Source organism: Dactylosporangium sp. CA-052675 (assembly GCF_050947935.1).
Classification (GTDB): domain Bacteria; phylum Actinomycetota; class Actinomycetes; order Mycobacteriales; family Micromonosporaceae; genus Dactylosporangium.
This window is the reverse complement of record NZ_CP192010.1, coordinates 4,568,788-4,587,426: the sequence shown is the minus strand read 5'-3', so window position 1 is coordinate 4,587,426 and position 18,639 is coordinate 4,568,788. Positions and strand designations below refer to the sequence as shown.

The window sequence follows — 18,639 nt, the reverse complement described above, 5'->3', positions numbered from 1 at the left end:
CCTATTGGTCGGCGCAGGCCAGTTGGTGATGGCCGGGGTGGAGGCCGCCGGACTGCAGCAGCCAGGGCAGGACGATGTCGCGGACGGCGTCCGGCTCGTCGACGAGGACCGTGTGCCGCTGCCCGGGCACGGTGACGATCCGCGCCTGCGGCAGCAGCCGGCGTACCTCGGGTGCGAGCTCGCCCACGGTCGCGGCGCCGCCGTACACGCACAGCACCGGGCATCCGATCGCGGCGATGCGCTCCTCCGGCAAGGTCCGGCTGGCCGGCACGTCGCGCATGAGGCTGGTGCGGGTGATCACCTCGCGGATGCTCCGGGCCCGCCGGCCGAGCCCGCCGCGCCCGTCGATGCCGGCCAGCGTGTCGTCGGGCAGGTACGCGGCGGCGCTGGAGAGCCACCGGGGCATCCGCTCGCGCCACGCCGCGATGGGCGGCGCGGCCTCGACGGCGACGATGGCGGCGACCCGCTCGGGGTGGCGCGCCGCGTAGCCGAACGCGATCGTGCCGCCGAAGGAGTTGCCGAGCAGCACGACCGGGCCGGTGATGTCCAGCGCGGCGAGCAGCGCCGCCAGGTCGTCCACGAAGTCGTCCAGTGCGTAGCCCTCCGCCGGGCGGTCGGTGTGCCCGTGCCCGCGCAGGTCGTACATGACCACGTCGAGGCCCGCCGCCGCGAGCGGGTTGGCCAGGGTGAGGTACCAGCTGGCCAGGGTGTCCAGGGCCAGGCCGTGGATCAGCACCGCGGTCGGTGCGGTGCGGCGCGCGCCCGGCGCCGGCTCGGGCGGGGCGAGCCGCTCCACGTGGACGGACAGGCCGTTGGCCAGCACCGTGCTCATGCCGGCGTGCCCACCCGGCCGGAGCCGGCGTCCGCGTCGTCCATCGAGGCCGCGATGTGCTCGACGAGCTGGCCGACCCGCAGGTGCCGGGCCTCGTCCAGGTCCAGGCCGGCGATGAACTGGGCGAAGTTCACGGTGTCGCCGAACCGGGCCTGCAGGCGCCCGGCGAGCGACACCACGTCGATGCTCTCCATCCCGAGGTCGTCCTGGAAGGTGCTCGCCATCGTGATCTCTTCCTCGACGCCGGAGTGGTCACGGATCGCGTACAGCATCTCGGCGACCTCGGCGAGAATCGCGGTCTGGTCAGCAGGCATGGGATGTCCCTTCTGATGGTTCGGGCCGCTGTGCGCGGCCGGTCGGGTTGACGGGCTCCGGCCCCCAGGTCCAGCCGACGACGTAACGCCGCGGCGGCAGGCCCTCGGGGTTGGAGATCTCGCGATGGGCGACGGCGTAGACGCGGCCGGCCACCGCCACGGTGAGGGCCGCCGGCGTGGCCTCCACGACGGTGAACCGCTTGGGATCGCCGTCCAGGCCGGTCCCCTCCGCCTTGGCGGCGGCCTCCTTCGCGGTCCAGAAGCGGGTGAACCACACATGCCGGTCCTCGCCGGTCGCCGCCGCCGAGTCGAGCAGCAGGCGCCGCTCGGCGTCGGTCATGGCGAACGCGATGGTGCTGTCCGTGCACTCGGTGATCTCGGCGACGTCGATGCCCACGCCGGGGGCGTCGGGCGGCGTGCCCGGGACGCTCGGCCGGGCGATCGCGACCGCGATCTCCGCGACGTGGGCGAGGGAGACGGTGCAGTCCCGGTAGCCGCGGCCGGCGCGCGGGTGCACCCGGGGCCGGCCGTTGGGGTCGTTGCGCACCGGCAGCTCGATCGGGTACACCTCGGCGTGACCGTCGTCCCACAGCTGGAACCGGACGGCGTCCTGGACCGCGATGCGGCCGAGGAGCCACTGCTTGCGCCCCTTCGGCGGCTGCCGCTCGTAGTCGGCCGCGCCGGCGGCGCCGAGGATGCCGCGCGCGGCCAGCCCGCGGGTGACCAGGTCGGGCCAGCGGTCGAAAGCGACGGTCCAGCCCTCCGGCTGGCGCAGCGACATCGCGTTGCGCCCCGGGAAGCGCTCGGCGGCACGTGCCGCCGGGTGGCTGACGAACTGCCGGTGGACACAGTCGTCGAGCTGCGCCCACACCAGGCCGTCGACGGCGAGCTGCGCGTCGAAGACGATCTGCTCGGTGCCGACCGAGCGGATGTGCACGACGCAGTCGACCGCGGTGCCCGTGGCGGGCTCGGGGCCGAAGAACCGGGCGTGCCCGATCCCGACCGGCAGCGCCCCGAACGGCTGCATCGCGAACAGCCAGTCGCCCATGAGCTGGGACGCGTTGTCGAGCAGCGCGCCGGGCGGCGGCGGTGCGGTCAGCACGCCGCGGACGTGCGCGTCGCCGATGGCGTGGACCTCGGTCAGGCCGCGGAAGGAGGGGCCGTGGAAGACGAAGCGTTCGGCGTACATCTGCTCGGCGCTGATCTTCGGTGGCCGCTCCGTGGCCGGGTCGTGCCGCCACACCTCCGGGCGCTCGGCCGGGTAGTCGGGCGCCACCTCGACCGTGGAGCGGGAGAAGCCGCCGAAGATGACCGAGAGCCGGCCCGGCCCGGCGGGTTTGACGGTGATCTCGACGTCCTGGGGCGGCGCGGCGACGCACCAGCGGTTGAACCGGGCGTCGCGCACGGCGACCACTCGCGCGCCGGGAACCGCCTGCCGCGCGGCGTCCATCATGTGCTGCATGACCGTGGTCGCCGGCACCACGGGCCAGCGGTCCTGCGGGTCGGGCCAGTCCTCGGGCTGGGCGAAGAAGCAGTGGTCGAGCAGGTACGGCATCGTGTCGAGGCCGACCCGCAGGACCGTGCGGTAGACCTCCGGCGACGGTGGTGGTGGTGACGGTGGCGGCGTGCCGGACCCGCTCCCGCCGGGGCTCGCGGCGCCCAGCAGCGAGGCCAGCTCGGCGGCGGCGCTCGAGCGGCCGGCGAGCTTGCTCAGCGCCGCGAGGGCCGGCCCCGACGGCCTGGGCGGCGTGGAGGGCGACCGGGGCGGCGGCACAGCGGCGGACGGCGGCACAGCGGCGGGCGCCGCCACCGCGGCCCTCGCGACGGCGCGTTCGCCTCGCGGCGCGGGCACGCCGAGCAGCTCGCCGGCCCCTCGCCGAGGCGGACCAGCGGCACGCCGAGGTCCAGCCGCACGGCCGGGCCACGGCGGGCGGATCGCGCGGTGGCGGGCACCGCCGCCCCGGTGCGCGCCCGGCCCGTGTCGAGCGTGCGCAGGTCCGGCGCGGCGCCCTCGACCCACAGCGCCGTGGCGACCCGGCGCAGCTGGCTCAGGCCGCTGCGCTGGGCGACGTTGACCGGCATGGCGAGGTGGTCGCGGCCACGCAGGTTGTCGTCGATGACCGAGGCCAGCTGCCCGACGCCGACCTGCAGGAACACCCGGAACCCGGCGTCGTACATGGCCTGGACGGTCTCGCGGAACCAGACCGGTTCGAGCATGTGCCGCACGGAGAGCTCGCGGACGCTCTCCGGGTCGCTCGGGGCCGGCGCCTTGAGCGTCGCCGACCAGACGGGCACCCGGGCGGGGTGCACCTCCCAGCGCCGCAGCGCGGCGCCGATCGACTCCAGCCCGGCGGCGAACAGCGGGGTGTGGAAGGCGGAGCGGAACGGCAGCTTCTGGCACACGACGCCGTCGCCGCGCAGCGCCTCGACGAGCCGGTCGATCTCGGGCTCCGGCCCGTTGACGATGCATTGCGCCGGCGCGTTGTCGTGGGACAGCACGACGCCCGGGTGCCGCGCGAGCCACGGCCCGAGCCGCTCGGCGGCGCCCCCGACGACGGCGAACGCGTGACCGGGGACGTCGACCGACGCCGGGTCGAGCGCGGCGATGACGTCGTCGATGGACGACACGCTGACCTGCCCGCTGCTCAGCGCGGCGGTCCACTCGCCGATGCTGTATCCGGCGACGGCGTCCGGGACGATCCCGATGCGGTCCAGGGCGTCGTTGAGCAGCTTGCCCAGCTCGATCAGGCCGGCGCTGTGCCGCCCGAGGTCGGCGGCGGACCACTGCCGGTCGGGCAGGCCGAAGTGCGCCGCGACGTCCGCGGTGCGCGGGCCGAACCCGGCCTCCGGCCCGGGAAACACAAACGCGAGCCGCCCGGGGGCCGCGCCGGCGAGCAGCGGGGCCGGGCTGAACCAGATGTCGCGCGCCCCGCGCCAGGCCTGTCCCCTGGCCACGACACCGCGGGCGGTCGCGAGCCGCTTGGCGTCGGGGTTGACGATGCCGATCCGGCAGCCCTCGTCGGCGGCCCGCCCCCCGGTGCCGCCGACCCGCCGGGCCCGGGCGGCGCCGAGGCCGCGGACCGTGGTGTCGTCCGCGTCCAGCAGCCGGGCCAGCGCGGCCGGGTCGGCCGCGGCCAGCCACAGCACCTCGTCCGGCTCGGCGACGCTCGCCGCGGGCGATGCCACGGTCGCGCCCGTGCCGCCGCGGCGCGCCGCGAACGCCTCCGGCGTCTCCTCCAGGATCACGTGGGCGTTGATGCCGCCGAAGCCGAACGCGTTGACGCCGGCGCGGCGCGGCCCGTCGCTCTCCCACGGCCGGGCGGAGCCGATCGGGGCGAACCGGGTGCGCGCCAGCTCCGGGCGCGGATCGTCGCAGTGCAGGGTCGGCAGGAGCACGCCGTGGTACACCGCCAGGGCGGCCTTGATCAGCCCCGCGATGCCGGCCGCGGGCATGGCGTGGCCGATCATCGACTTGACCGAGCCGATGACCGGCGCCGGCCCCTCGCCGGGCGGGCCGAACACCTCGGCGAGGGTGTCCAGCTCGGCGGCGTCACCGGTCGGCGTGGCGGTGCCGTGCGCCTCCAGCAGGCCCAGCGCGTCCGGCGCGGCCGGGTCGAGGCTGGCGGCCTCCCAGGCCCGGCGGATCGCCAGCACCTGCCCGGCGGTGGCCGGGTTGACCATGCTGACCGCGCGCCCGTCGCTGGACACCCCGCTGCCCCGGATCACCGCGTAGATCCGGTCGCCGTCGCGGCGCGCGTCGGCCAGCCGCTTGAGCACGACGATGCCGGTGGCCTCGCCGATCAGCAGGCCGTCGGCCGCGCTGTCGAACGGCCGGATCTCGCCCCGCCGGGACAGCGCCCCGAGCTGGCTGAAGACCGACCAGAGGCCGACGTCGTGCACGTGGTGGACGCCGCCGGCCAGCACCGCGTCGAGCCGGCCGCGGCTGAGCTCGGCGATCGCCTGGTCGACCGCGACCAGCGAGGAGGCGCAGGCGGCGTCCAGCGTGTACGCCCCACCGCGCAGGTCGAGCCGGTTGGCGATCCGGGACGCGGCCAGGTTCGGCACCACCCCGATCGCGCCCTCCGGCTGGTGCCGGCCGAGCCGGCCCTCGAAGCGGTGCCGGACCGCCTCGAGCCGCTCCTGCGGCAGGTCGGGGACCAGCTCCCGGATCACCTCGACCACCTGGTTGGACGTGCGGACCCGCTGGTTGTAGCGGATCTGGCCCGGGCTGAGGAAGCCACCGCGGCCGAGGATGACGCCGACCCGGTCGCCCGGGGGCAGCCGGTCCGGGCCGCCCGCGTCGTCGATGGCGGCCGCGGCCACCCGCAGCGCGATGAGCTGATCCGGCTCGATCTGCGCGATCGACGTCGGCATGATGCCGAACCGCAGCGGATCGAACGTGGCCAGCTCGTCGACGAACCCGCCGCGGCGGCAGTACAGCCGGTCCGGGCGGTGCGCCTGCGCCGGGTCGTAGAACTCGGGATCGATCCGGGCCGGCGGCGCCTCGCGGATCGCGTCGGTGCCCTCGACCAGGTTGCGCCAGTAGCTGTCCAGGTCGGCGGCGCCGGGCAGGAGCGCCGCCATGCCCACGATGGCCGTCTCGTCGCCGTGCACCGCGCTCACCCGGCCGAGGCGGTGTAGACGACGGCGGTGAGCGCCGGATCGCCCCAGGCCAGCTCGCTCAGCAGGCTGAGCGCGCCCTCCTCCGGGTCGATGAGCGCGACGCCGCGGCGGGCGTACTCCCGGCTCAGCTCGGCGCTGACCATGCCGCTGCGGCCCTCGGCGGGTGCCCACGGTCCCCAGTGGACGGTCAGGCAGCGGTTGCCGGAGCGGGCCGCCCAGCGGGCGCCGATCGCCTCCAGGGCGTCGTTGGCGGCCGCGTAGTCCGCCTGGCCGCGGTTGCCGTAGGTGGCCGCGACGCTGCCGAAGAAGACGACGAACTTCGGCGCGCAGGCGAGCCGGTCCAGCGCGTCGAGGACCGCCTGGGCCCCGGCCACCTTGGTGCCGAAGACGCGGGCGAACGACTGCGGGTCCTTGTCGGCGATGAGCTTGTCCTCGATCACGCCGGCCGCGTACACGATCCCGTCGATGCGTCCGTGCTCGCGGTGGATCGCCGCGATGAGCCGGTCGGTCGCCTCCGCGTCGCGGACGTCGAGGCTGTGGTAGCGCACCTCGGCCCCGAGGTCGCCCAGCTCGCGCAGGGTCGCCTCGACCTCGCGGCCGGCCAGGATCGCCTGCGCCCGGCGGGCGAGCTCCGCCGGTGTGGCGCCACCCTGGCGGGCGAGCGCGGCCCGCAGCGAGATCTCGTCCGTGGCCGCCGCCAGCGCCGGGTCCTGCGGCCCCTGCGGCACCGGGGTCCGGCCGATGAGCTCGATGCGGCAGCCGGCCGACCCGGCGAGCGCCCTGGCGAACCAGGACGTGATGCCGCGCGCGCCGCCGATCAGGACCACCACCGAGTCGCGGTCGAGGCCGACCGCCCGGGCCTCCGCCACACCGTCTCCGGCCGGGCCCGCGCCGCCGGCCGCGAGGGGGCCGAGGCTCGCCGGGACCGTCTCGTACGCCTGCCGCACGCCGCCGCTGTGCCGCACCACCGCCGCGCCGCCCCCGGCGAGCAGCTCGTCGACGATCTGCCGGGCGAGCTGGTCCGCGGGCTCCGTGCCGTCCACGACGGCCAGCCGCGCTTCGGTCGAGGGGTACTCATGGGCGACGGTGCGCAGCAGGCCCCGCAGCCCGTCCGTGCGGGCACCGGCGTTCGCGTCCGCGGCCACCAGCAGGTAGCGCGGGCCGCCCGCGAGGGCCTGCTTGATCGGCCCGAACGCGTCGGGCAGCAGCGGCGCCGCTCCCCCGGCCGGCGTCTGCACCCCGTCGAGCAGCACGAACCCGTCGGCCCCGTCGACCGGCCCCGGCTCGGCGAGCGTGCCGGCCCGCACGGTCGCCCCGTGCCGGCGCAGCAGTTCGGCGACGCGGTCGGCCACCGGCCCGGCCCCGGTGAGCACCAGCGTGGCGCCCGCGAGCGCCGTCGCCGGCCGGGTCGGCTCGCCGGCGAGGGGAACCAGCATGGGCAGCAGGCGCGACGGTGCGATGCCCGCCCGCCTGCCCTCGCCGCCGCTCGGCGCGTCGGTCCGGATCTGGGCGGGTATCGGCCGGGCCGCGGGCACCTCGGCAGGAGCATCGGCCGGCGCATCGGCCGGCGCATCGGCCGGCGCATCGCTCAGCCGGACGGTGAGCCACTCGACCATGGCCCGCACGGTCCGGGCCTTGACCAGCTCCTCCAGCTCCGACTCGTCGCCCTCGCCCGACAGCCCCAGACGCGCCACGACATCCCCGGCGACCTCCGCCCGCTTGATCGAGTCGATGCTCAGATCCGCCTCGAGGTCCAGGTCGAAGTCGATGAGGTCGACCGGGTAGCCGGTGCGATCGCTCAGCACCGCCAGGACCGCTTCCTTGAAGTCGGACGAGACCGGCCGGGCCGCGGGCGCCTCGACGGGAGCGCCGACGGGAGCGCTGACGGGAGCGCTGACGGGAGCATCGGCCGGCGCGTCGCCCAGCCGGACGGTGAGCCACTCGACCATGGCCCGAACAGTCCGGGCCTTGACCAGCTCCTCCAGCTCCGACTCGTCGCCCTCGCCCGACAGCCCCAGACGCGCCACGACATCCCCGGCGACCTCCGCTCGCTTGATCGAGTCGATGCTCAGATCCGCCTCGAGGTCCAGGTCGAAGTCGATGAGGTCGACCGGGTAGCCGGTGCGATCGCTCAGCACCGCCAGCACCGCACCCCGGAAGTCGTACTTCGGCGCCTCCACCACCAGCGTGGCGGTCGCGGTCAGGCTGCTCACCTTCCCGTTGACCGCGTCCCCGTCGCCGGCGCCGCCGTTGCCGGACGGCGTGAACGCGGGCATCCTGGCCGGCATCGCCGCGGGTGCGGCGGGCGCGGCGGGCGCGGGCGCGGCGGACACGGGTGTGCTTGCCAGGGGTGGTGGCGGCGGCGCGGGGGACGGCGCCGGGCCCCGCGCCTCGACGGCGTCGCTGCCGAGGTAGGCGAGCATGACGTCGCGCTGGGAGGCGATCAGCTCGCGAGTCGTCTGCAGGTACTCGGCGAGCAGCTCATCCTGGCCCGGTCGCCGGGCCCCGTTGTCGTGGCCGTCGGTGGCGGGTCGGATGGTTGGGGTCATGGACAGCTCCTTGATGCGTCGCGGCGGCGTCAGGCCGCCGGGGATGCAGGCACCCTCCCGGTCGCGGACGAGCTGGCCGTCCACTGTCCAGAAGGGACGGTCGGACGGCACGGTCCGGGTGACCTCGACGGTGTCGCGGCCGTGGAACAGCCAGCCGGTCCGCACCGGCACCCCGGCACAGGCCAGCTGCGCCACCGCGGTGAGCAGGTCGCGAAGGCCTTCGCCGGTGTTGCGGTCGCAGGCGATGGCGAGGTGCGGCCGATCGGCGAGGATGGCCCGGACGAGGCGGGTGAGGACCTCGCCCGGGCCGGTCTCGACGAAGGTCCGCGCGCCGGCGGCGTACATGGCCTCGATCTGCTCGACGAAGCGGACCGGCGCGCCGACCTGCGCGGCCAGCTCGCGCCGGACCCCGTCGGCGTCCGCGGGGTACGCGGCGGCGGTCCGGTTGGACCAGACCTCGATGTGCGGGGCCGCCACCGGTTCGTCGGCGAGCACCCGCGCGAAGCGGTCCGCGGCGCCGGCGACGAGCGGGCTGTGGAAGGCGCAGGCGACGTTGAGCCGGTGCGTCGTCAGGCCCGCGGTCTTCAGGGCGGTGACCGCCGACTGCACCGCCTCGGTGGGGCCGGAGATCACCTGCTGGGTGGGGCCGTTGCGGTTGGCCAGCACCACCCGGTCGGCGAGACCGGCGTCGGCCAGGACCGCGGCGATCTGCTCGGCGCTCGCGCTGACCGCGGCCATGGTGCCGGGGTCGTCGCCGGCGGCGCCGACGATCGCCTCGGCGCGCTCCCGGCTGAGCCGCAGCAGGGTGGGCGGGTCGAGGGCGCCGGCCACGCTCAGCGCGACGAGTTCGCCGTAGCTGTGCCCGGCGGCGAGGTCGGGATGGACGTCGAGGCGCCGCAGCAGGTGGGCGACGGCGAGCCCGCCGATGCCGAGCGCCGGCTGGGCCACCCGGGTGTCGGTGAGCCGCTGCTGCTGCTCGCGCTGTGCGGCCGGGTCGAACGCGGCCGGCGGGAACAGCCGCTGCGCCGGTTCCGGCCCGAGCTCCAGGTACTCCCGCAGCTCGGGAAAGGCCACGAACAGCTCGGCCAGGGCGCCCGGGCGCTGGCTGCCCTGCCCGGGGAACAGCAACGCCACGCGGCCGCCGGCCGGGCCCGCCTCCGGCTGGACCAGGCCCCGGCCGGGGTCGTGCTCACCGGCGAGCGCGCGGCGCAGCAGCTGCTCCAGCTCGGCGGTGTCGCGGGCGACGATCGCGACCTGGACGGGTCCCGAGCGCGGGTCGGCCTGGGCGGCGGCGGTGGCGGCCAGGTCCCGCAGCCGCCACGGCCGGTCGTACCGGTCGGCGCCGCGCAGCAGCTCGGCGAGCCGGCCCACCGCCTGGTGCGCCGCCGCACGATCCCGCCCACGGAAGCAGAACAGCTCCGCCGGCCACTCGTCGCGGGCATGGCGCGGCTCCGGCGTGTGCGGGTCCGCGGCGAGCACGACGTGGAAGTTGGTCCCGCCGAAGCCGAACGCGCTGACGCCGGCGATGCGCTCCCGCGCCGGTGCCGCCCACGGCCGGGCCTCGGTGTAGAAGGCGAACGGGCTGTGCTGCGCGTCCCAGGCCGGGTTCGGCCGGGTCAGGTTGATCGTCGGGGGCCGGATGCCGGTGTGCAGCGCCAGCGCCGCCTTGATCACCCCGGCCAGGCCGGCGGCGCACTTGGTGTGCCCGATCTGCGACTTGACCGAGCCGAGCGCGCACGCGCCCGGCGCCGCGCCGGCGTCGGCGAACAGCCGGGTCAGCGTCTGCAGCTCGGTGCGGTCGCCGACCACGGTGCCGGTGCCGTGCGCCTCGAGCAGGCCGACCTGCGCCGGCGAGAAGCCGCTCTGCGCGTACGCCCGGTCCAGCGCCCGGCGCTGCCCCTCGGCCCGCGGCGCGGTCAGCCCCAGCGCCCGGCCGTCGCTGGCCGCGCCCACTCCCTTGATCACCGCGTAGACACGGTCGCCGTCGCGCCGCGCGTCGGCCAGCCGCTTGAGCACCACGCACGCGACACCCTCGCCGAGCGCGATCCCGTCGCCCGTGGAGTCGAACGTGCGGCACCGGCCGGTCGGCGACAGCGCATGGGCGGAGCTGAACATCAGGTAGTCGTGGATGCCGTTGTGCAGGTCCACCGCGCCGCAGAGCATCAGGTCGCTGCCGCCGGTGGCCAGCTCCTTGCAGGCGGCGTCCATCGCCGCCAGCGAGGAGGCGCACGCGGCGTCGACGGCGAAGTTCGGGCCGCCCAGATCCAGGCGGTTCGCCACCCGCCCGGCGATGACGTTCGCCAGGACGCCGGGGAACGAGTCCTCGGTGACCGCGGGCAGCTGCCCGGCCATGTCCGCCGGTACCTCACCCAGATACCCGGGCAGCGAGGTGCGGATCACCTTCGCGTTGCCCAGGTCGCTGCCCGCCTCGGCGCCGAACACGATCCCCGTCCGCGAGTGGTCGGCGGGTGAGCCGGGGTGGTAGCCGGCGTCGGCCAGCGCCCGCCGCGACGCCTCCAGGGCCAGCAGCTGGGCCGGGTCGATGCTGGCCAGCGCCGCCGGTGGGATGCCGTAGCCGATCGCGTCGAACGGCACCGGCTCGATGAAGCCGCCCCACTTCGACACGCTGATCCGGCCCGTCTGGCCCGGCTCCACCTCGGGCGCGTAGTACGTGTCGGCGTCCCAGCGCTCGGCGGGCACCTCGGTCACCGCGTCGCGGCCGCCGAGGATCGTCTGCCAGAACGCGGCCAGGTCCGGCGAGCCGGGGAAGACGCACGACATGCCGACGATGGCGACGTCCAGCGGCGACGGCGCCGGCTCGGCCACCGCGGCGTCCGGCCCGAGCACCGCGGTGAGCGCCGCGATCTGCCCGGCGTGGAAGCGCCGCGCCCCCACGGTCACGTCGGCGTGCAGCGCGGCCACGGTGGTCTGGGCGTCGCGCAGGACCGCGATCTGGCCGGCCATGAACATGCCCTCGGCGCGCTGGCCCGGCTCGTCCACGGCGACCAGGGCGTCGCCGTCGCGGCGCAGGCCCTTGCTGGCGATGCGGAGCCGGCCGACGTTGAGCGTCTCCAGCTGCTCCCACACCTGCCGGGCGTCCACCCCCGCCGCGTCCAGCTCGCGCCGCATCCGGTGGAAGTCGTCGACGTACGGTGTGTGCAGGCACCGCGTCACGTGCCCCGGAGCGGTCTCCAGCAGCGCGGTGACCGTCGCGTCCAGCGCCTCGCGCTGGAACAGCGGCTGGATCGCCCCGCACTCGACCGCCTCGCTCGTGAACAGGTAGGCGGTGCCCATCAGCACGCCGATCTGCACACCGCGTCGCGCCAGCGGGCCGGCCATCGCCGCCACCATCGCCGCCGAGCGCGCGTCGTGGATGCCGCCGGCGAAGAACACCTGCACCTGCGCGGCGGTGCCGGGCGGCGCCTCGTCGAGGAACTCCTCCAGCGCCAGCGCCTGTGCCTCCCACAGCGCGAAGCTCGTCCGCGGCCCGATGTGCCCGCCGCACTCGGCGCCCTCGAAGACGAACCGCCGCGCGCCGGACCGCAGGAACTGCCGCAGCAGCCCGGGCGACGGCACGTGCAGGAACGCGTTGAGGCCGTCGGCCTCGAGGGCCTTGGCCTGTGCGGGCCGGCCACCCGCGATGATCACGACCGGCGGCCGGACCTCCATCACCGCGGCCAGCTGCGCCGCCCGGACCTCCTCCGGGGCGAAGCCGAGGACCCCGACACCCCACGGGCGCCCGCCCAGCTGCCGCGCCGCGTCCCGCAGCATCCGCCGGGACTGCTCGCCGGTGGCCAGCGCGAGCGCGATGAACGGCAGCGCCCCGTCGTCGGCGACCGCGGCCGCGAACCCGGCCACGTCACTGACCCGCGTCATCGGCCCCTGCGCCACCGGGATCCGCACACCCAGCGCCTGCGCGAGCGGCGCGCCCGGGGCCAGCAGCGCGCCCGCCGCGTCGTCGCCGGCCGCGGCCTCGATCGCCGCCCGGATGCCGCGCACCGCCGCGGCGGTGGTGCGCCAGCGCTGCCGGAACACGGCCGCCATCCAGCCGTCCTGGCCCACCGGCAGCAGCTCGCCGGCGCCGTCCGGGCGGCCGTCGCGGCGCAGGCCGCGCACGCCGTCGGACAGCACCGTCTCCGAGCCGTCCATCCGCCCGATCACGGCCCGTACGTCCTCCGGCAGGTCCGACTCCGGCATGAGCGCGAGCTGGCTGTCCAGCACCACACCGGCGGCGCCGCCGACCACGCAGGCGGCGGCCGTGCGCGGCCCGATGCCCCCGGCCACCCACACCGGCAGCGCCAGCGCCTCGTCGGCCAGCAGCTGCTGCAGCAGGACGAAGGCGCTCAGCTCGCCGACCCGGCCGCCGGCCTCGCACCCGCGCGCGATCAGCCCGTGCGCGCCGGCCTCGGCCGCGGCCCGGGCCTCCGCGCGGCTGCTCACCTCCACCAGCACCCGATACCGCTGCGCGGCCTCCCGCAGCGGCCACCCGGCGCCGTCCGCCGGCATCACCAGCAGATTCACCCGATGTCCGGCGACGCGCTCGACGTCGGCGAGGGTGGCGCGGCAACCGGCCGGCACCCGGACCCCGATCGACCCCGCCGACCACGCCACCGCCTGCTCGAGTGCCCGCAGGGCCGCGCGGTCGCCCCGGGCCAGGTCGAAGACCCCGCGTCCGCCACCGGCGACGGCGGCCGCCACGAGCCGTGGACCGGGCTCCACCGCTCCACACGGATTGATGGCGACAACCAGGTCGTTGCCGCCGAATGCAGTCTTCATCAGGCTCCCGTCGATGGGGTCAGGTGTGCAGCGTTCGATTGCGCGGGCGCACACTGACCCCACGACGCAGCCTCGTGCGTCGAATCAGTCGGGTCTTCACCAGAGCGAACTCATGGCCGTCGGGCCGAAACAGGCTCACGTCCGGCGTGCGCGCCGCCGGCGTCCGCAGCCGGCGCGTCCGCGGCGTCTTCCAGCACGCTGTGGCCGCGACACGTTATTCGTACAACACGACCCTCAGGTTTGTCCGGCTATTCAGGACTCTCTTCGCCGATCCTCCCCTTCGCACGACGGCGGTCTGATACAAACCTGGTTGTAGATGCCTTGGGCTGAGCCGCCGCGGACCCTTCCGCGATCGGTGGGACGCCCGCATGGCACAGCGCGTCCGATGAGCTGGGTTCCAGCCGGACTGCCAATGCCGCACCGCCCGTCGGCACGCACCCTTCCGCCCGCCCGGCTCAGGGTGCGGACATCGCTGTACCCGTCATCCGCCCGCGACGGCAGCCGCCCCTGCCCGTCGGTGGATCCCGTATCTCTCAGCCCTTATATCTCTCAGCCCTTTTCGACGTCCGCGCGGCTGCCGCCGACGGACCTGTACCTGATGAGAGGACAAGCATGCACAGGATCCGGTTCTTCGCCCGATCTCTGCTACCCGCCGCGATCCTGGCGGCCATCCCGGTGTTCGTCGCCGCGCCGGCCGCCAGCGGTGCCATCACGGCCCAGACGGCACGGGCGGCCTCGGCGCCGGAGCTGCTGGCGAAGGCCGCACCGGACGAGTGCTTCGCCGGCATCGGTCAGCCGTACCCGCCCGGGCCGCCCTGCCAACAGGGCAAGGCGAAGGTGAACCAGTCGTACGTGTGGGGCCTGGCCCAGTCGGGCGACCGAGTCTGGTTCGGCACGGGCGCCAACGTCCAGTGCCTCACGCTCGGCACGAGCCTCGCGCAGACGACGCCGACCCAGAACGACGACTACGTGTGCGAGTACGGCTCCAGCCAGCTGGGCAACCAGCTGACCCAGAAGATCGGCGGTCTCGGGGGCAAGCTCGGCAACCTCAAGGACAGCCTGGGCAGCGCGGGCAGCCTGGCGGCGGGTCTGGGCGACTGGCGCGCACCGAAGGTGTACGTCTACCAGACGTCGACGAAGAAGCTGACCGACAAGACCGCCGACATCAACAACGCGTCCAGCAACGACAGCCTGCGGCTCAACACGACCGTCGGCATGCGCGCCGCCGGCACGTACAACGGCGTGGTGCTGCTGGGCGGCCCGGGCCTGCTCGGCATCAACCTCTTCGCCTTCGACAGCAACTCGGGCAAGTACCTCGGGTCGACGAGCCTCAACGCGTACGGCAACATCCGGCACTTCGTCGTGGCCGACGGTGCGCTCTACGCCGGTGTCGGCATCGGCCCCGAGGGTCAGGGCGGCGGCGCGGTGCTGCGCTGGACCGGCAACAAGTCCAACCCGTTCAAGTTCACGACGGTGGGCTACCTGCCGTCGCAGGTCGCGGATCTCGTCGTGCACCAGGGCCGGCTCTTCGTCACCACCTGGCCCAGCGCCGGTGGGAGCACGAAGGCGACCGCGGCGGGCCTGTGGATGAGCGCGCCGCTGGCCAACGGGCAGCGCGGCCTGACCAAGGACGACGCCGGCAGCTGGCGGCAGGTGTGGGGCGTGAGCCAGTACGAGCCCGACCCGGTCGTGGCCAAGACGTACGGCCTCGGCTCGCTGGCCTCGTACGGCGGCTACCTGTACTGGGGCACGATGCACGTGCCGCTGCAGGCGACCGCGGCCATGGTGAAGCAGTACCCGCCGGCGAACGACCAGCAGGGTGGCCTCGCCGTGAAGAACACCCAGCGCTCGGTGAGCATCTTCCGCGCCGCCAACTTCGACAAGGGCCGCCCGGCGGTCGACCTGCTCTACGGGGCGTCGCAGCTGCCCGCCTACGACCCGAAGGCGAACAACGGGGCCGGCGCCTGGCACCTCGCCTCGACCGGGTACAAGCCCAAGTTCGGCTCGGCCGGGTTCGGCAACGTCTACAACAACTACACCTGGTCGATGGTGGTCGCCGGCGGCTCGCTGTACGTCGGCACGATGGACTGGGGCCAGATCAGCCAGTACGCGCCCGCGAAGGCGCTGCCGGGGGTCCGGGCCGCGTTCGGCACGCCCGACCCGAAGACGTACGGCGCCGACCTGTGGGCGTTCGACAGCCCGCAGTCGCCGGCCCGCCCGGTCAACACCACGGGTCTCGGCAACTACTTCAACTACGGCGTGCGCAACATGGTGGCCGACGGATCGACGATCTACCTCGGCATGGCCAACCCGATGAACCTGCGCACCGACAAGGGCGACAACGTCCCCGAGGGGGGCTGGGAGCTGATCCGGCTGCGCGCCACCGGCAACAACCGGCCGGCGGCCTACCGTCCGGGCCGGGGCAACTGACCCGCTCGGGCAGGCGCCATCCATTTCCCGCCGGCCGGTCAGCGCACGGCGCCGACCGGCCGGCGGCCACCACCGACGAGGCACGCGTTGCCGAGAGAGGCGGAGGCTTCATGAACCGGCCAACCAGCAGTACGACGTCCGTCCGGCGTACCGTGTGGGCGGTGGCGGCCGCGTGCGCGATCATCGTCCTGATCGCCTGCGACGCGGGGCAGCCGCAGGGGCGCGGGACGGCCACCCCGACCGCCGCGGCCACGACCAGGGCGGCCGCGGGCAAGGTCCGCAGCCCGGCCGTCGCCGTGGGTTCGACCGACCACACCATCACCATCGGCGGCACGAAGCGCACCTACCGGCTGTACCGCCCGGCCAACCTGTCGATGTCGAAGCCGGTGCCGCTGGTCGTGATGCTGCACGGCGCGCTGGGCGACGGCGTGCAGGCGGAGGCGGCCTACGGCTGGAACGCCGAGGCCGACCGCAAGGGCTTCGTGGTCGCATACCCCGACGGGCTCCTGCGGTCCTGGGTCGTCAGCGGCGACTGCTGCGGCCCGTCGGTCCACGGCGGCGTCGACGACGTGGCGTTCATCAAGGACGTGGTGGCGGCGGTCTCGAACGACCTGCCGATCGACCCGGCCCGGACGTACGCCACCGGGATATCCAACGGCGGGATGCTCGCCTACCGGCTGGCCTGCGACAGCACCACGTTCGCCGCGATCGGGGTGGTGGCCGGCAAGCTGCTCGGGGATTGCCCGTCGCCGGCGCCCATCTCCGTGATCCACGTCCACGGCACCGGGGACGACATCGTCCCGTACGACGGCCGGCCGGGGAAGATGAACAACGACGGCGTAGGGCTGATCCCGGTCAAGATCGACGGCGGCTCGGTGCCCGACCAGATCGCCGGCTGGCGGAAGACCGAGCGGTGCTCCGCACCGCAGGCGAGCACCAAGGGCTCGGTCACCACGTCGCTGGCCCACTGCCCCGACGGGCGTGACGTCGAGCTGATCACCATCGCGGGGGCCGGGCACCAGTGGCCGGGCGGCACCCCGATGCCGGCGGTGGAGAAGCTGCTCGGGCTGCCGCCACCGTCGACGGCGCTGAACGCGACCGACACGATCTGGCAGTTCTTCAGCACCCATCCACGCAAGGGCTGAGGACGGTCTCAACGCCCGTCGACCGGGATCTCGGCGCGCAGTGCCGTACCGTGGCCGGCCGGGCTGGAGATCTCCAGTCGGCCGCCGAGCGCGGCAACGCGATCGCGGAGGCCGACGAGTCCCGAGCCGCGGCTCACGCTGGCGCCGCCGACGCCGTCGTCCTGCACCGAGATCCGCAGGCAGCCGTCGGCGGCCTCGAGGCCGACGCGGACCAGCCGTGCCCGGGCGTGTTTCGCGGTGTTGGTGAGCGCCTCGGACACGACGTAGTAGGCGCCGACCTCGACGTGTTCGGGCAGTCGCGGCCCGACGGCCAGGGTGAGGTCCACGGGGGTGGGACTGCGGCGGGCGAGGCTCCTGACGGCCGGGCCGAGTCCGCCCTTGGAGAGGATGGCCGGGTGGATGCCGCGCGAGAGCTCCTGCAGATCGTGCAGGACGCCGGTCAGGTTGCCCACGGCCTGCGACAGATCGTCGCGGACGGAGCTCAGGCCGGCGGGCAGCGTCGCCTCGACGGCGCGCAGCTGGAGGCCGAGCGCGACCAGGCTCTGCTGCGCGCCGTCGTGCAGGTCGCGTTCGATGCGGCGGCGCGCCTGGTCGCCGGCGGCGACGATGCGCGCACGCGACGCGGTGAGCTCCGCGCGGCTCTCGGCGTTGGCGATCGCGGTCGCGACGAGTTCCGTGAAGTCGGCCATGCGGGATTCGGTGTCCTCCGGCAACGGCTCGGGTCGCGTCGTCACGACGACGGCCACTCCCCAGACACGGCCCTCGACCACGATCGGGACGCCGACCCCCGATTTGATGCCCTCGCGGCGAGCGATCGCGGTGTTGGGGCCCGTGGTGTTCTCGTACGAGGCGATCCGGGCCGCGGCGCGGGTCTGCTGCACCATCGGCAGCAGCGACTCCCCCTCGACCGGGAACGACTGCTCGGCCACGTTGAGCTGCATGGTGGCGGCCAGCCGGCGGACGGTGCCGTTGGATTCGTACCGGTACAGCCCCGTCGGGTACGGCCCGAGGACGCGGCCGATCTCCTCGGCCACGGCGTCGAACACCTCGGCCGGCTCGGTCCCCTTGGCGACCAGCGTGGCCACCCGGCGCAGTGCGGCCTGCTGCTCGCGGTTCGCCTCGCGTTCCCGCGCGGCGCCGAGCACCGACGCGAGCGTGGGGATGATCCGCTCACGCAGGCGGAGCAGGGTGGGTTCGGGCAGGCCGGCCGGCACGAGCAGGGTGCCGAGGCCGGTCGCTCCGGCCCGCAGCGGGAAGGCCGCCCGTTCAGCGTTCGCGGCGGCCGGGTCGAGCTCGATCACGGCCCAGGGAATCTGGAGTGTCCGGGCGATCCGGTGCGCGGCGATGCCCAGGGCGGATCGCAGGTCGTCGGTGCCGAGGAGCAGGTGGGCCAGCCCGGCGCCGAGGTCGGCCTCCTGGCGGCGGTCGGACGTCTCCGCGGCGTGTCTTCGAGCGAGGTGCGCGAGGCCGCTGACGAGCAGGGCGGCCGCCATGAAGACGGCCGCCTCCTGCAGGTCCTCCCGGGTGGTGGAGATCTCGAACTTGCCGAAGGGCGGGACCTGGAAGTAGTTGTAGGCGAGGGTGCTGGCCAGCGCGGACAGCACCCCGAGCTCGGCACCGCACACGGTGGAGATGACCAGGACCCCGACGAGGTAGATCATCCCCCGCGAGTCCTCGCGCACGGCGCCGTGCAGCGGGATCAGGATGACGGTCTCCGCCGCGATCAGCACGGCCGCGAGCAGCAGTCCGAGCGGCAGCGGCGGCTTGACGCGCACCAAGGACGACAGTAGGCGTACCCGCATCGGGGCGCCCTCTCCCGCATCACGCTCTCAGGTCGTACGTACACCTCGCGCCGCGAGGTGGCTCGGATCGCGCGGTGACACGCTTCGAAGGTCTGACAACGTCCTCAACGCTACCCGGGCCGGCGTCGCGCGACGCCGGCATCCGGCCGGCGACGAGCGGTCAGGGGC

8 protein-coding genes are annotated in these 18,639 nt (G+C 74.9%); 2 read left to right on the top strand and 6 right to left on the bottom strand.

Features of this window, described 5'->3' with window-relative positions; translation table 11 throughout:
- Position 1: 1 nt before the first annotated feature.
- From ACQP1P_RS21050 to ACQP1P_RS21030, 5 genes are read right to left on the bottom strand one after another with little or no spacing between them, the layout of a single operon-like run.
- Positions 2–832 carry an alpha/beta fold hydrolase gene (locus ACQP1P_RS21050; RefSeq protein ID WP_433088601.1) on the bottom strand — a complete coding sequence of 277 codons (831 nt, stop codon included), beginning with the start codon at positions 830–832 and terminating at the stop codon, positions 2–4.
- Positions 829–1,146 (bottom strand): acyl carrier protein, encoded by a 318-nt coding sequence (locus ACQP1P_RS21045; RefSeq protein WP_433088599.1) that lies wholly within the window; start codon positions 1,144–1,146, stop codon positions 829–831. The genes ACQP1P_RS21050 and ACQP1P_RS21045 overlap by 4 nt, the downstream gene beginning before the upstream one ends.
- Positions 1,136–2,920, bottom strand: coding sequence for a 4'-phosphopantetheinyl transferase superfamily protein (locus ACQP1P_RS21040; RefSeq protein WP_433088597.1), 1,785 nt, complete (start codon positions 2,918–2,920; stop codon positions 1,136–1,138). Before ACQP1P_RS21040 ends, ACQP1P_RS21045 begins: the two co-directional genes overlap by 11 nt.
- Positions 2,857–5,769, bottom strand: coding sequence for a beta-ketoacyl synthase N-terminal-like domain-containing protein (locus ACQP1P_RS21035; RefSeq protein ID WP_433088595.1), 2,913 nt, complete (start codon positions 5,767–5,769; stop codon positions 2,857–2,859). Before ACQP1P_RS21035 ends, ACQP1P_RS21040 begins: the two co-directional genes overlap by 64 nt.
- A complete protein-coding gene (locus tag ACQP1P_RS21030) occupies positions 5,766–13,094 on the bottom strand; it encodes an SDR family oxidoreductase (protein ID WP_433088593.1) in 7,329 nt (2,442 codons plus the stop codon). The genes ACQP1P_RS21035 and ACQP1P_RS21030 overlap by 4 nt, the downstream gene beginning before the upstream one ends.
- Positions 13,095–13,706: 612 nt before the next feature.
- Between ACQP1P_RS21030 and ACQP1P_RS21025 the strand changes: the two genes are divergently transcribed.
- Together ACQP1P_RS21025 and ACQP1P_RS21020 are read left to right on the top strand one after the other, a co-directional pair.
- Positions 13,707–15,524, top strand: a complete 1,818-nt coding sequence (locus tag ACQP1P_RS21025; RefSeq protein WP_433088591.1) for a hypothetical protein — start codon at positions 13,707–13,709, stop codon at positions 15,522–15,524.
- A 110-nt stretch (positions 15,525–15,634) separates the two neighbouring features.
- A complete protein-coding gene (locus ACQP1P_RS21020; RefSeq protein WP_433088589.1) occupies positions 15,635–16,669 on the top strand; it encodes an extracellular catalytic domain type 1 short-chain-length polyhydroxyalkanoate depolymerase in 1,035 nt (344 codons plus the stop codon).
- Between the two features lie 8 nt (positions 16,670–16,677).
- On the opposite strand, the gene ACQP1P_RS21015 is transcribed toward ACQP1P_RS21020, so the two are convergent.
- Positions 16,678–18,444, bottom strand: coding sequence for a DUF4118 domain-containing protein (locus ACQP1P_RS21015; RefSeq protein ID WP_433088588.1), 1,767 nt, complete (start codon positions 18,442–18,444; stop codon positions 16,678–16,680).
- Positions 18,445–18,639: the final 195 nt, after the last annotated feature.

Bases quoted from the DNA above. Each gene is read 5' to 3' on its own strand.
- ACQP1P_RS21050 (WP_433088601.1), bottom strand. From the start codon at position 832: ATGAGCACGGTGCTGGCCAACGGCCTGTCCGTCCACGTGGAGCGGCTC.
- ACQP1P_RS21045 (WP_433088599.1), bottom strand. From the start codon at position 1,146: ATGCCTGCTGACCAGACCGCGATTCTCGCCGAGGTCGCCGAGATGCTG.
- ACQP1P_RS21030 (WP_433088593.1), bottom strand. From the start codon at position 13,094: ATGAAGACTGCATTCGGCGGCAACGACCTGGTTGTCGCCATCAATCCG.
- ACQP1P_RS21025 (WP_433088591.1), top strand. From the start codon at position 13,707: ATGCACAGGATCCGGTTCTTCGCCCGATCTCTGCTACCCGCCGCGATC.
- ACQP1P_RS21020 (WP_433088589.1), top strand. From the start codon at position 15,635: ATGAACCGGCCAACCAGCAGTACGACGTCCGTCCGGCGTACCGTGTGG.